This window comes from Shouchella tritolerans (genome assembly GCF_025770735.1).
GTDB lineage: Bacteria > Bacillota > Bacilli > Bacillales > Bacillaceae_D > Shouchella > Shouchella tritolerans.
Genome location: NZ_JAODPB010000001.1, coordinates 208,676 through 222,089 on the forward strand (window position 1 = coordinate 208,676; position 13,414 = coordinate 222,089).

Below are 13,414 nucleotides of genomic sequence, written 5' to 3' on the forward strand. Positions count from 1 at the left end.
ACATACGCGAGTGAAGAACCTAAATGAAACGCACAGAGGACATAAAGCTCTTTCTCGAGTATACTGGAATTAAATTTAAGTTGCATGACAGATACTGGAGGTTAAAACGTGTCCATCGAATCAGAACACGATCTCATCGCTCTACAGAAGATTGGCCGTATTGTGGCAATGGCCCGTGAAGAGATGCTGTCCTCTGTCCAGGCAGGCATCACAACGGCAGAGCTCGACCGCATCGGCAAAAGGGTGCTGGACGAGCATGGAGCTAGCTCCGCGCCTTATATTACCTACGGTTTTCCGGGAACAACTTGTATCTCTGTGAATGAGGTAGCTGCCCATGGCATTCCAGGCCCTCGGGTGCTGAAGGAAGGGGACGTCGTTAATATTGATGTGTCGGCAGAGCTTGGCGGGTATTATGCTGACACCGGGGCAACGACGGTGGTAGGACCGCGTTCGCCCCACAAGGAAAAGCTATGTCAGAGCTCGCTCCGTGCGCTGCACCAAGGGCTTAAGAAGGCTAAGGCGGGTGCGAAGATCAGCGGCATCGGACGGGCGATTCACAACGAAGCCCGCAAAGATGGCTTCACTGTAATCCGCAATTTGGCCGGGCACGGCATTGGCCGCAAGTTGCATGAGATGCCAGACAGCATTTTGAATTACTATGATCCACGAGACAGTAGGTTACTCACAAACGGACTGGTGCTTGCAGTGGAAACCTTTGTATCGGACGGAGCGGAATTTGTAGATGAGGGTGCTGATGGTTGGGGGCTGTTGCTGCCGGACCATCATTATGCCGCGCAGTTTGAGCACACGATCGTTATTACCAAAGATAAACCGCTCATTTTAACAGCGTAACGTTATGATGGAGCTTAATCATTCGAGAAAACGGTTGTCCTTGAAATAAAGGGCAGCTGTTTTTTATCGAAAAGGCAAATAAACCCCTGGTTCCTCCTGCAAAATGCAATCGCTCCTTCATCTAAAAAGCTTGCCGGCATTCTCATGAGGGAGTCGCCAGCAAGCTTTCGTTGTCGCTTTTATTGTGCTTAAATGCCTGAAACATTCAAACCAATGGAATGAGCGTTTATTTTTTCGATAAGTTTTCGACTAGCTCTTTTACGTCAATTCCGCTAGATGCTTTTAGTGATTCTTGGAGGCCGGCCATTAAATCAGTCGCGTAGCCAGTCACTTTGTTAGCGCCGCTCCCTTGGCCGCCTGCGCCGGTGTCGACAACGGTAATCTTATCGATGTTGGCGAGCGGTGCTGCTACTTCGCGGGCGTAATCAGGGAGCATTTCGATTAACATGCTAAGTTTAGCGGCCTCTCCGTATTTATCAAACGCTTCGGCGATTTTTTCTTTTGCTTCCGCTTCCGCAAGCCCTTTGAGACGAATGACTTCTGCTTCAGCTTCCCCACGTGCTCGTTCGGCTTCCGCTTCGGCAAGGCCGTCTACGCGGATTCGCTCCGCTTCCGCTTTTGCCATTGCTTCGACACGGTATTTGTCGGCATCCGCTTCTGCAAAATGCTTGCTTTTTTCTGCGGCAGCCGCTTGCTCGACGGAATAACGGTCGGCATCTGCTTTTTTCTTGACTTCTGCGTCATACTGCCGTTCGCGGCGGGCAATTTCTTTTTCTTCAAGCTCGATTTGCTTTTGCCGTTCAATGATTTGAATTTGCATTTGCTGTTCCGTTACTTCTTGTTTTGAACGGGCTTCTTGCAAGTGGTAGGCTTGGTCCGCTTGCGCTTTGGCTTGTTCTTGCTCGCTGCGGTACGCAGCTACTTTCAATTGGTTGTTCTTTTCCGCTTCGGCGATTTCAGTGGCACGTTCAATCTCGGAACGCTGCGCTTCCATATTGGCATTTGCTTGGCGGATGCGTGTTTCTTTATCCGCTTCAGCAGTGGCAATATCTGCATCACGCTTCACTTGGGCAATGCGCGGTTTCCCAAGTGATTCTAAGTAGCCGTTCGTATCGCGTAAATCTTTAATCGTGAATGATACAATCACAAGTCCCATTTTCGCCAGGTCTTGAGAAGCAACCTTTTGCACTTCTTGTGAAAACCGTTCGCGGTTTTTATAAATTTCTTCGACAGTCATCGAACCTAGAATCGAGCGAAGGTGCCCTTCAAGCACTTCTTTTGCTTCCTGTTCCCGGTCTTCCCGGGTTTTGCCGAGGAACTGTTCTGCTGCTGTCGCAATTTCGCCAATTGAGCCGCCAATTTTAATGATTGCTGTACCGTCGGCAATGACAGGCACGCCTTGTTCGGTATAAACTTCAGGTGTTTGTACGTCGAGTTTGCTCGACAAAAGTGAAAGTGGTTTAGCTTGCTGGAACACAGGCATGACAAAGGTTCCGCCGCCTCTGACAATTTTAATACGGTTCCCAGACTCATCCATGTTGACATTTTTGCCACCAAGGTAGCTACCTGTGACAATTAATGCTTCATCAGGGCCTGCTGTTCTGTAGCGAGTTACGAACACGCCGACAAGCACAGCAAGAATAACAAGCACAATTCCGATAATAATCATGATTTCTACTGCCATTATATACCTCCAATTAATCAAGTAGTGGATCTGTCAATTCTGAGACGTAAGCGATATTGTTTTCAATTTTCATAATGACCGCTGTCGCCCCAGCGGAAATCGGTTTCCCGTCCATGCTTGCGGCCGTTTTGGCAATGGTGCCGCTGTCGAGGCGAACGACAATTTCGCCAAAACCTTCGGTAGGGATAGAGAGAATGATTTCGCCGTTCTTTCCTTCTAGATCTTCCTCGCTGTATGCTGTCGACTCCTCCGTATGCTGTAGCGGGGTTAAAATAAATAAGTTAAATAAAATGGCAAGCGTAAAAGCGACGACTAGACTAATGCCTGCGCTAACGACACTGGATAAGGGTGAAAACTTTTCCAGTAAGTATGCACTTGCACTAAAAAAACTAATGGCCGATAGCACAAATGCTGGTGAAAGCCAACTGTCAAAAATGGCAATGCTATCAAAAATATCTGAAAGCAGGACATAAATGAGCGTTACACCTCCGCTTACAAGCAAAACCGTCAGATACAGCGTATCTAGCTCCATGAACAGCCCTCCTTTCTATACTTTATTTATTTTTATATACGAAGAGCTTTGGCAAAGGTTTCAATTTTAAATCGCATAGTTCCTATGCCTTGTTCATATACTGGAATGTATGTTTTCGATTTATTGCCAAGCGGGCAGGTGAAGGCACGATGCCAGAAATGGATGAACACGCAAGGGAAGAGGAAGCTAGGCGTTCAGAAGAGGTGCTTCGATTTGCTGAAGATCTGATTTACTACGCGGCAATTATCGGCGGAATTGCGACGGCGATGGACCTTGTTGGCTTAACAATAGCTCGAGAGGAAGCGCGAAAAGCAGAGGCTGCCGCTGAGGAGGAAGCCGATACAGCGTTTCCGCAACAGCCGCCAGTCGGTTTTACTGAGCCGGGGAATAATGGGAGAGACGGGCAAAGCACAGGAAACCCTTCTAGTATGCAAAGAAAAGTGGAAAACATGGAGCGCGAAATGAAACAATTACAATGGCAAATGAAGCGGATCGAAAGTATGCTTCATCGTCGCTAAAAGAATGATGAACGAAAAAAGCCATTTAAGGGATGCATCCCTTAAATGGCTTTTTTTATTTTTTTCCAAGCGGTTTTTTGGCAGGCCCTTCAATGACATCGCCTGTATAAGAAAAACGAGAACCATGACATGGACAATCCCATGTATTATCTGCGTGATTCCAATTTACTTCGCAGCCCATGTGGGTACAGGTTGTATCGACGAGATGGAGTGTGCCGTCTTTATCGCGATAGGCGCCTACTCGTTCGCCGTCTTTGTCAATAACGGCGCCTTCCCCAGCTTCAAGTTCCTCCACATGTTCGATATCTTGGTGGAGTTTTCCGCGAAGCAAATGTTTGGCCACGTCTGCGTTTTCTTTTAAAAAGTAACGGATGCTTGGATCGGCGTGGAACCGAGACGGTTTGAATAATTGGCTGTATAAGCTGTTGCCATCCACAATTAAATCGCACAAAACATGGGCGGCCACAGCCGAATTGGTCATGCCCCATTTCCTGAACCCAGTGGCAACGAGTACGTCCGGTTGGAGGGCAGACAATTGGCCAATATAAGGGAGCTTGTCAAGTGTAATCAAGTCTTGTGTCGCCCATTGATCTTCTTGGGTAAATCCTTCTAATGTCTCGGTGGCGAATTGTTTGACTGCATCGTAATGTTTGAGCGCATTCATTCCTTGTCCTGCTTTATGCCCTTCTCCGCCAACTAAAATCATTTCTTCGCCGTTTATCGTGGCGCTGCGCAGAGAACGGCTTGTTTGGTCTACACTTAAATACATGCCGCCTGGCCAAGGTTTTGCGTATGTCCCAGCAATGACATAAGATCGGTCTGCCCGCAAGCGTGTCATGTACAGACCGCCGCCATCTGCAAAGGGAAAGTGTGTCGCCGCGACCACTTTTTTAGCTGTTACTTTCGCGCCGCCCCTTGTTTGGATGGCCGGGCGTTTATCTTCGCCTTGAACGACTTTTTCGCAAACGGTGTTTTCGTAAATCAGGCCGCCTTTTTCGCTTATTTTTTGGCATAGGTAAGCCAAATATTGGAGTGGATGAAATCGTGCTTGGCCTCTTAATCTCAGAGCCGCGCGGATGTCCAAATGAATAGGCAGCGACGTGAGCCATTCTCCTGGAATGCCGAGCTGTTTGTAGGCTTCTAGTTCCCGTTTGAGTTTATGCTCACCATGGTGAGTCGTTGCATAAAGATAGTGGTCTTCGTCGTGAAAATCACACTCGATGTTATGGTCATTGACGAAATTGCGAATCCAACTAATCGCTTCGTCTTGCGCTTTGTAATAAAGCTTCGTTTGTTCTTTGCCGATGTGGCTCAAAAATTCGTGGTAGATCACATCATGTTGGGCTGTGATCTTTGCGGTTGTATGCCCAGTCGTGCCACCGCCAATTTTAGTTGCATCAAGTACGGCGACCTTTTTGCCTGCTTCTGTTAGTAAATAAGCGGTCGTAATGCCAGTCAAACCGCCACCAGCAATGGCGACATCTACTTCAATGTCCTCTTGTAAAGCGGGGAAGTTAGGGAAATCTACTTTTTGCCAAACAGACCCTAGATTTAATTGTTGTTCACTCATCTTTTCGTCCTCCATTTTCTTGTCTGTTATCACTATGGTCATGTTTCCCAGATTTTATGAGCAAAAAGGGCTATTTTTAGTTTTGCGAAATTCGCCATTTGCAACCTGTGCTTGTCTGAGCTACTCTTTAAGAAAAGAAATAGAAAGTGAGTTTGAGAAAGGAGACGCTGTGAAAAAACAAGTTGAGAACGGGCTTTTATTTGCATGGGTGACAGCTTTAGTCGCAACGCTTGGCTCATTGTATTTCTCAGAAATTCGCCAGTTTGAACCTTGTACTCTTTGCTGGTATCAACGAATTTTGATGTATCCTCTAGTTGTCCTTTTGGCGATTGGCATCATTCGCAAAGATTCAAGTGCCGCGATTTATTCTGCTGTTCTTGCTGGCATTGGCTTCTGCATATCGGCTTACCATTATTCGATTCAAAAACTTCCAGTGCAGGAAGGCAATGTTTTAGGGTGCGGGGCTGTCCCATGTACAGGAGAATATATTAATTGGCTTGGCTTTATAACGATTCCTTTTCTTGCTGGAACTGCATTCTTAATGATTTTTTTAACAAGTATGTATATCATTCGAAACCGCTAGGAGTGAGAAAGACGTATGAAGAAGTTACTGATTATTGGCGCAGGCGTATTAGCGCTGTTTATTGTACTCATCATTATTCAAACCGTGAATAACAACAACCGTTTAGCAAATAATGACCTTTATGATAAAGATGACTTAAACGCGGCAACAATTGACCAGCTGAACGATGAAAATTACCAAAACATTATTATGCCTGATGCATTGGCAGAAAAACTTGAAGCGGGAGAAGATGCAGTTGTTTACTTTTTCTCTCCTACTTGCCAGTATTGCAAGAAAGCGACGCCAAAATTAATGGATGTTGCCGGAGAGGAAGACATCCACATTGACCAATTCAATGTGCTTGAGTATGATGATTCCGCTTATGGCATTGAATATACGCCAACGCTTATTTATTTTGAAGACGGCAAGGAAGTCGACCGGATTGTCGGCGACCATACGGAAGATGAGTTTCGTGATTTTCTCGAAACGACAAAAGCAGAGTAGCATGTAATAAAATTGATTATTTGGGTGGCGATGGATGTTTTTTCAAGCCACCCTTGTTGTTGTCCACACTAGCTGCTCTTGCATCCATATTTTGTTTATGGTATGATATTTCTTTGAGAACAACGGAGCGCCTTTTGTGCGGGTATGCGCTTAGCGATAGTGCGTCTATGTAAGAAAGCAATTGATCATAAGGCTGTCTCGATGTTGAAAGCGAGCCTAGCGACTGGCTTTTTGCATCCAGGCAGCCTTTTCTAAGTACGAAAGGCGTTCAATCTATATATAGGGAGTTTTTATCACTTGGCAAATTTTGAACAATTTGGCTTGGATGCTTCTGTTGTCCAAGCAGTAACGAATATCGGCTTTACGGAAGCCACGCCAATCCAACAAGAGACGATTGAGCTCGTACTTGCAGGCAAAGATGTGATTGGCCAAGCCCAGACAGGCACTGGCAAAACAGGGGCGTTTGGCATTCCATTAGTCAATCGCATTGACCCAAGCAACCCTCTTGTCCAAGGTCTTGTATTGGCGCCAACGAGGGAGCTTGCCAACCAAGTCGAGCAGGCATTGCGCCAATTTGGACGCGTCAAAGGTGTACGCACAACCGTCGTATACGGCGGTGAAGACTTTGGCAAACAAATTCGTTCGTTAAAACAGCGCCCACACATTATTGTTGCTACACCTGGGCGTTTGCTTGACCATATGCGTCGTAAAACAATCCGCCTTGAATCGATTGAGACGGTCGTATTGGATGAGGCGGACGAAATGTTGAACATGGGTTTTATCGAGGACATTGAAACGATTTTGGCAGAGACACCTCAAGAAACACGGCAAACATTGCTTTTTTCAGCAACCATGCCAAAGCGGATGGAGTCTCTGGCCAGCAAGTTTATGAAAAGCCCTACGCGGATAGCTGTGAAAGCAAAAGAAGTTACAATGGAAAACATTGCCCAGCAGTTTATTGAAGTCCATGAACGGGAAAAATTTGATGTTCTCTGCCGCCTAATTGATCTAGAGACGCCTGAACTTTCCATTGTGTTCGGCCGGACAAAACGGCGCGTCGATGAGCTAGCGGAAGCTCTTATTAAAAGGGGTTACCGGGCTGAAGGGTTGCATGGCGATTTAAACCAAGCGAAACGTAACAGCGTCTTGCGCAAATTTAAAGAGGGTTTAATCGATGTTCTAGTGGCTACCGACGTTGCAGCACGTGGCCTTGATATTAGCGGCGTTACACACGTCTTTAACTTTGATTTGCCTCAAGACCCAGAAAGCTACGTCCATCGTATCGGCCGTACTGGACGAGCTGGCCGTTCTGGCATTGCGATTACGCTTGCTACAAAACCAGAACGTGAGCACGTCAAATTGATTGAAAGTGTCTCGAAAAGACGGATGACTCAGCGGCCGAAGCCGACTTATGAGGAAGCGCTTGAAGGTCAAAAACAGTCAACTTTAAACGAACTTCGTGAATTGGCTGCGAAGGGCGAGCAAGACAGCTACCGAGTAGCAGCCAAAGAACTGCTTCAAGAAACAGATGCAGTCACGGCTTTAGCGGCAGCATTGAAGTTGTTGACGAAAGAACCTGACCAAACGCCAGTGAAACTCACAAGCGAAGCGCCACTGCGTACGAAAAAGCGCCACGGAAAAGGGGGCCGTGATGGCCGCCGTCCTAATGATCGTGATCGTCGCCCTTGGGGGCAAAAACGGGGCCGTGACGGACGGCGCAGCGGTCATCAACGGAAGTGGGCTTCATCGAACGGCAAGGCAGGCAAGCGTTTATCTTAAGGGCATAAACGTTATGAAAAAGGTCAATCACGATGGCATGTTTCGCATGCATTGTTGATTGACCTTTCTTTTTGTTGAGGCAAGTCCACTCACTTAGCGAAACGAAAGGGCCCGTTCCCACCGTTCTTCGGTAAGTTCTTTGTTTGACAACAGTTGGACTCTTGTTTCTGTTCGTTCAAATCCATTTTGCTGATAAAGTTTTCGTGCTGCTGTGAGTTCACTATTTGTCCATAGAATCACGTTCTCAAACCCTGTTTCCTTACAAAAATCAATCGCTGTTTCCAGCAACTTCTGTCCGTAGCCACACCCTCTTGTGGAAGGGTCAAGGAGAAACAAACCGAGTTGTCCCGTGTCATCGCTTGCCTCTTTTATACTAATTGAGCCTTTTTGTTTGCCGTTGATCTCTAGAATCCAAATGTTTTCTCGAGGATTGGACCTGTCCATAAACCCTGTTACACTGTCTGTAATAAAATCGCGAAACGATAAGTCATATTGAAATTCCTTGTTATATAACTCGTAATGTGATTGAATGATGTAATCTTTGTCCGCTGGTCTAAATGTCCGTATCATTGTATCCCTCTTTATGTTGATGGTCTTTACCGTTAGCCTATCACTAAAAACATAACGAGACAAAGGGTTTCTCGTTGCTTCTTTTCAGATGGTCGATTATTATATTTTTGGCGAGGAACATGGTACGATTAGGATGAAACGAACAGACGAGGAAACACGTATAACCTATGTAACTAACTAAACATGAAAGGGTGTCAAACATGGTGAAACGAACTGGCGAACGTGTTCTTGGCATTATCGGAATAGTGTTGTTTATGCTCGGAACATTGTTTTTAGGAGGCGCTACAGTACTCCAAGGCCAAGGCTTTTATGAAGACTTTTTTATGGAAATGGCCAACGAAGATAGTGAGCTATGGGAAGGACAAGAAAACCCGCCTATAGTCAGCGAAGAAGATGCTGCTGCGACTTCTGCGTTTTTTGAAGAACTCAATTTTGGCATGTACACGCTTGCTTCCTTCATAGCAGGAGTTGCTGGAATTGTTGCTGTTGTCCTTGTTAGCAAAAAGCCCGTTGTTGCAAGCATTTTGTTTTTAGGGTCTACACTTCTTTATGCGATCATGGCCCCTTTTACACTTGCATTCATCATCCCATTCCTGCCAATGCTGTTGTATATTATTGCTGGAATTATGGCGCTTGTGCGCAAACCAAAACAGCCAGAGTTGAGCGGACAGTAAAACCATCCAAATTGGATGGTTTTGCCATTATTATCTGAATATTAGTGTGTCAGATAATCTGACAAATCGATTGCATAAAGGGTAGTGTCGTCATAAAGTAGAAAACAAGAAAAAGATGAACTGTTCATCTACTTTAGGGGAGTGGTAGAGATGACGACACAAGCGCCAACTCGCGAAAGCTTAATTGAGACAATCCGGGAAACGATTGAAAAGAAAAATGTCGAGCTGCTTCATATGCAGTTTGTTGATCTTGAAGGCATGCTCAAACATGTGACGATTACGGCAGAGCAATTGGATCAAGCTGTAAACGGCAAAACCATGTTTGACGGTTCTTCGATTACAGGTTTTACGCCCATTAACCAATCAGACTTGTACTTGTCCCCCGACTTGACGACGTTTGCCGTTCTTCCTTGGACGGAGGAAGAGGGCTACTCAGAAGCACGTTTTTTATGCAGCGTGAAAAATCCTGATGGCTCTGATTTTGAGGGCGATCCACGGAACATTTTAAAAAAAACGGTTAAGCGTGCAGCCGACAAAGGCTACTCGATTAGCGTAGGCCCAGAGCTTGAATTTTTCCTCTTCGACACGGATGAACATGGCGAACCGACGATGCGCACTCAAGACGCTGGTGGCTATTTTGAACCTTCTCCAAAAGACGACGGTGAAAAAGTGCGCCTCGCTATTTACAAAGCACTGCGGATGATGGGCTTCACGATTGAAGCTTCTCACCATGAAGTGGCAGTCGGTCAGCATGAAATTAATTTTAAATATTCAGACGCGTTGGGGTCTGCCGATGCAGCAACGACGTATAAATGGGTTGTAAAAACAGTTGCGAAACAATTTGGCCTCCACGCTACGTTCATGCCAAAACCACTTGGTGGAGCAAACGGAAACGGCATGCATGTCAATATGTCGTTGTTCGATATCGAAAAGCAAGAAAACAGTTTCTACAATGAAGACGATAAAAATGCGCTTTCCAAGACGGCCTATCACTTTATCGCGGGCCTGCTTGATAACGTCAAAGACTTTGTGGCAGTAACCAATCCACTTGTTAACTCATACAAACGCCTCGTTCCAGGCTACGAAGCACCGTGTTACATTGCTTGGTCTGCTTCCAACCGTTCGGCGCTTGTCCGTATCCCGGCTACGCGCGGTCCTGGCACTCGCGTGGAAATCCGTTGCCCAGACCCGTCCGCAAACCCTTATCTTGCTTTTGCGGTTATCGCCTCTGCTGGATTGGACGGCGTTGAGAACGAAATCGAATGCCCTGCGTCTGTAGATGCTGATATTTTCAGCATGTCTTCCGCGGAAATTAAGGAGCGGGCGATTGAGAACTTACCGACAAGCCTTGAAGAAGCGATTCATCGATTTGAAACAGGTGCCATCGGCCGCAAAACGCTTGGCGATCATGCGTTTGAAGAATACATTGATTTAAAACGAAGCGAATGGGACGATTTCCGTACAAGTGTGCATCCTTGGGAAGTTGCGTCTTACCAAAGCAAGTTTTAGTTTGCCAATAGGGGAGCATTGGGCTCCCTTCAAATCAATCTCGTACTACGCAAGCAGTGGTTCGGGGTTTTTATGTCCCATCGATTAACCTATTGCTAAAACAATAGGTAAGAAGCCGTGCAAGGGGATTTTTTGTAAGTATAAACGGTGGAATACGTCGGCTTCTATGAAAGATGTTTGAACGAATAATAACAATAGAATAAGGAATGAAACGTAGAGTTCCATTCCGCACCAATCATGGTTTTTCGCAAAAGCGTTTATGTCTATAGCCAGCTCGGCCAGCAAGGCAATTTAATCGTCACTCGGCTTAGGCAATCTTATCGATCGACTGAGCCACTAATCATCCAAATCACAGTAGGCTCATTCTGCTTTTTTAGCTGACCGATTTTCTCGGAAACTTAATCCGCAAATATCCTGAATAACACTATAGAACCCCGGCAAAAAAGATTTAAAGAACCCTGTACAATGATGCGCTTCTCTATAGCTCTCATTTTCCATTAGGATCATGTGAGCTTTTTTTAAACGATAATGAGGAACCGCTGGAAAGAGATGATGAACCAAATGATAATTGTCGTGATGAGGATGGAGAAAGAAACGTTGTATTGGGTTCCCAAACGTGTTTCTGCTTGAATAAAGCTCATGCGTGTTTTTTAAACCTGAATGTTCAGCCATTTCCGCCCAATAGCGTATGATCTGAAATGTGGTCAATAAAGGAATAAACCAAAATAGGAAAAGCTCTAACCAAAAATCAAACACCAAACTTAATAGCACGATAACTGGCCAAAATAAAGATTTAGCGACTTTTTCAGAGGTTGGTTCTTCTTTTGTCAAAATGTTAACTTTAATGGTCCCGTAAATGTATTTTGGGACATGGATTAACGTTAACGGTTTTAACACATGTCTAAAGACAAATGACCGAATGTTGTCTTGTGGTTTATCTAACCCCATTAACGCATATCGTTTCGTGTCAGGATCTTTTTGCTCATGCCATAAATGACGATGATGCATATAATGGGATTGACAGTAAGCAGTAAACGAGGTAAACACCGGAAAAGCTACAAAAAAACAGGCAATCCATTTATTCATCATTTTATTCTTAAATAATAGAAAATGACTAGCCTCGTGCATAAGGTTGTCAAATGCCCTCATTCTACTTCCTATTATTGTTATAGATATTAAATACACCCACCATATAGGAAATGTCTTCACTAACGCAATCGCCCCAATAATGACGAGCCAATCAAAAGCAATCGTAAACAAATTCCGCCAGTTATCTCGTTCCTGGAGGGCTCTTACCCGATTTTTAATACCTTTTGAAAAAGTAGCTTTTTCCAATTTGTGTTCCATTCCTTTTCCTCCTCTCACTGCCAATTTTTCACACGTAAATGCCTTATATTTTATCAAGCGCTTGCGATAAGTCGTCTCTTATATCTTCATATTCTTCAATTCCGACAGAAAACCTTATCATGCCATCTGTAATGCCGCCTTTTTCACGTTCTTCTCTTGGCAATAAATTGTGTGTCATCGATGCTGGATGGGTAATGGTACTTGCATACCCGCCTAAACTGACAGCCATCTTGTTTAATTTTACATTTGAAATTAAGCCAAGCCCGCCATTCATACCATCCTTAAGTTCAAAACAAATCATGCCACCGCCACCAGTCATTTGTTTAGTAGCCAGTTTGTATTGAGGATGACTTTCAGAAAATGGATAAAACACTTGTCTAATTTTCGGGTGTGTCTCTAGAAATTGAGCTAATTTCAAAGCATTTTCGTTATGCTTTTTCATCCTTAACCCAAGGGTTCGAATCCCTCTACATAGAAGCCACGCTCCAAAAGGGTCTAGGTGTGGACCATGGAAAGAATATTTATGGCGAACTTTATCGATCAACTCTGTTGAACCGGCACATACGCCAGCTACAACATCAGAGTGCCCACCTAAATACTTTGTGGCAGAATGGACAACGATATCCGCCCCATGCTTCAGCGGTTTTTGATTATAAGGTGTAGCAAATGTTGAATCGACTACAAAGACTGCGTCGCTTTGTTCATGAACGAGTGCAGCTACTTTAGAAATATCTACTAAACTTAAAGTTGGGTTGGCTGGGGTTTCAGCAAAAACTAACTTTGTATTCGGTTGAATCGCCTGTTTGTAGTTATTGATGTCACTAGAATCAATAAACGTGACATCAACAGATAATTGCTCTGCTAAAGACTCATGTAATATTTTCGTTTCAGAGTAACAGTTATGAACAGCGATAAAATGATCTCCTGGATTTAAAAACGCATGTGTAATCATGGAGATAGCACCTAATCCAGAAGAAGCACATAGCGCATCGTCTGCTTCTTCTAGTGCAGCGATCAAAGCTTCTAACTCACGTTCATTCCTGCTTCCCCACCTTCCATAAAATTCATCTGCCTTAATGTCTGCTGCACGAACCGCGCCTTCTGAAGTAGTCGGGAATTCAAAAGCAGTGGACTGACAAATAGGAGGACTTAAATGACCTGATTTATTCCAGTGATCCCCTCCGTGTGTACAGGCTGTTTGAAATCCTAAACGATTTTTGTTTGTTTCTGTTCCAGTAGCGATAGGTTTCATGATTTTTAGCTCCTTTTCAACTTTGGGATATAATCGATTTGTAACGCATCGGTCTTATCTA

13 protein-coding genes are annotated in these 13,414 nt (G+C 44.8%); 7 read left to right on the forward strand and 6 right to left on the reverse strand.

What is annotated here, in order from left to right; all coding sequences use genetic code 11:
- Window positions 1–108 precede the first annotated feature (108 nt).
- Window positions 109–852 (forward strand): type I methionyl aminopeptidase, encoded by a 744-nt coding sequence (gene map, locus N6H06_RS00960; RefSeq protein ID WP_062744884.1) that lies wholly within the window; start codon window positions 109–111, stop codon window positions 850–852.
- A gap of 226 nt (window positions 853–1,078) precedes the next feature.
- Here map and N6H06_RS00965 read toward each other — a convergent pair whose 3' ends face one another.
- Both N6H06_RS00965 and N6H06_RS00970 read right to left on the reverse strand, forming a co-directional pair.
- Window positions 1,079–2,536, reverse strand: coding sequence for a flotillin family protein (locus N6H06_RS00965; RefSeq protein WP_062744885.1), 1,458 nt, complete (start codon window positions 2,534–2,536; stop codon window positions 1,079–1,081).
- A gap of 13 nt (window positions 2,537–2,549) precedes the next feature.
- Window positions 2,550–3,068, reverse strand: coding sequence for a hypothetical protein (locus N6H06_RS00970; RefSeq protein WP_062744887.1), 519 nt, complete (start codon window positions 3,066–3,068; stop codon window positions 2,550–2,552).
- Window positions 3,069–3,217: 149 nt separating this feature from the next.
- Here N6H06_RS00970 and N6H06_RS00975 point away from each other — a divergent pair, with 149 nt between their 5' ends.
- Window positions 3,218–3,586: a hypothetical protein gene (locus N6H06_RS00975; RefSeq protein ID WP_062744888.1), complete on the forward strand. Its 369-nt coding sequence runs from the start codon at window positions 3,218–3,220 to the stop codon at window positions 3,584–3,586.
- Window positions 3,587–3,641: 55 nt separating this feature from the next.
- Here N6H06_RS00975 and N6H06_RS00980 read toward each other — a convergent pair whose 3' ends face one another.
- Window positions 3,642–5,156: an FAD-dependent oxidoreductase gene (locus N6H06_RS00980; protein ID WP_062744890.1), complete on the reverse strand. Its 1,515-nt coding sequence runs from the start codon at window positions 5,154–5,156 to the stop codon at window positions 3,642–3,644.
- A 169-nt stretch (window positions 5,157–5,325) separates the two neighbouring features.
- Between N6H06_RS00980 and N6H06_RS00985 the strand changes: the two genes are divergently transcribed.
- The 3 genes from N6H06_RS00985 (at window position 5,326) to N6H06_RS00995 (ending at window position 8,001) form a co-directional block, all read left to right on the forward strand.
- Entirely contained in the window at window positions 5,326–5,739 is a 414-nt protein-coding gene (locus N6H06_RS00985) for a disulfide formation protein C (protein ID WP_062744892.1), read from the forward strand.
- Window positions 5,740–5,754: 15 nt separating this feature from the next.
- Entirely contained in the window at window positions 5,755–6,222 is a 468-nt protein-coding gene (locus N6H06_RS00990; RefSeq protein ID WP_062744894.1) for a thioredoxin family protein, read from the forward strand.
- Window positions 6,223–6,519: 297 nt separating this feature from the next.
- Window positions 6,520–8,001 carry a DEAD/DEAH box helicase gene (locus N6H06_RS00995; protein ID WP_062744896.1) on the forward strand — a complete coding sequence of 494 codons (1,482 nt, stop codon included), beginning with the start codon at window positions 6,520–6,522 and terminating at the stop codon, window positions 7,999–8,001.
- A gap of 93 nt (window positions 8,002–8,094) precedes the next feature.
- Here N6H06_RS00995 and N6H06_RS01000 read toward each other — a convergent pair whose 3' ends face one another.
- A complete protein-coding gene (locus N6H06_RS01000) occupies window positions 8,095–8,571 on the reverse strand; it encodes a GNAT family N-acetyltransferase (RefSeq protein WP_263705438.1) in 477 nt (158 codons plus the stop codon).
- 200 nt (window positions 8,572–8,771) lie between these two features.
- Here N6H06_RS01000 and N6H06_RS01005 point away from each other — a divergent pair, with 200 nt between their 5' ends.
- Together N6H06_RS01005 and glnA are read left to right on the forward strand one after the other, a co-directional pair.
- Window positions 8,772–9,245, forward strand: a complete 474-nt coding sequence (locus N6H06_RS01005; RefSeq protein WP_062744900.1) for a DUF4064 domain-containing protein — start codon at window positions 8,772–8,774, stop codon at window positions 9,243–9,245.
- Between the two features lie 150 nt (window positions 9,246–9,395).
- Window positions 9,396–10,754: a type I glutamate--ammonia ligase gene (glnA, locus tag N6H06_RS01010; RefSeq protein ID WP_212954597.1), complete on the forward strand. Its 1,359-nt coding sequence runs from the start codon at window positions 9,396–9,398 to the stop codon at window positions 10,752–10,754.
- Between the two features lie 360 nt (window positions 10,755–11,114).
- Here glnA and N6H06_RS01015 read toward each other — a convergent pair whose 3' ends face one another.
- Complete coding sequence (locus tag N6H06_RS01015) at window positions 11,115–12,101, reverse strand: fatty acid desaturase family protein (protein ID WP_263705439.1); 987 nt, start codon at window positions 12,099–12,101, stop codon at window positions 11,115–11,117.
- A gap of 43 nt (window positions 12,102–12,144) precedes the next feature.
- Window positions 12,145–13,353, reverse strand: coding sequence for a trans-sulfuration enzyme family protein (locus N6H06_RS01020; protein ID WP_062744906.1), 1,209 nt, complete (start codon window positions 13,351–13,353; stop codon window positions 12,145–12,147).
- Window positions 13,354–13,414: the final 61 nt, after the last annotated feature.

What these genes read in the sequence shown, in the direction of transcription:
- N6H06_RS00965 (WP_062744885.1), bottom strand. Translation starts at nt 2,536, where the DNA reads ATGGCAGTAGAAATCATGATTATTATCGGAATTGTGCTTGTTATTCTT.
- N6H06_RS00970 (WP_062744887.1), bottom strand. Translation starts at nt 3,068, where the DNA reads ATGGAGCTAGATACGCTGTATCTGACGGTTTTGCTTGTAAGCGGAGGT.
- N6H06_RS00975 (WP_062744888.1), top strand. Translation starts at nt 3,218, where the DNA reads ATGCCAGAAATGGATGAACACGCAAGGGAAGAGGAAGCTAGGCGTTCA.
- N6H06_RS00980 (WP_062744890.1), bottom strand. Translation starts at nt 5,156, where the DNA reads ATGAGTGAACAACAATTAAATCTAGGGTCTGTTTGGCAAAAAGTAGAT.
- N6H06_RS00990 (WP_062744894.1), top strand. Translation starts at nt 5,755, where the DNA reads ATGAAGAAGTTACTGATTATTGGCGCAGGCGTATTAGCGCTGTTTATT.
- N6H06_RS01000 (WP_263705438.1), bottom strand. Translation starts at nt 8,571, where the DNA reads ATGATACGGACATTTAGACCAGCGGACAAAGATTACATCATTCAATCA.
- N6H06_RS01005 (WP_062744900.1), top strand. Translation starts at nt 8,772, where the DNA reads ATGGTGAAACGAACTGGCGAACGTGTTCTTGGCATTATCGGAATAGTG.
- glnA (WP_212954597.1), top strand. Translation starts at nt 9,396, where the DNA reads ATGACGACACAAGCGCCAACTCGCGAAAGCTTAATTGAGACAATCCGG.
- N6H06_RS01015 (WP_263705439.1), bottom strand. Translation starts at nt 12,101, where the DNA reads ATGGAACACAAATTGGAAAAAGCTACTTTTTCAAAAGGTATTAAAAAT.
- N6H06_RS01020 (WP_062744906.1), bottom strand. Translation starts at nt 13,353, where the DNA reads ATGAAACCTATCGCTACTGGAACAGAAACAAACAAAAATCGTTTAGGA.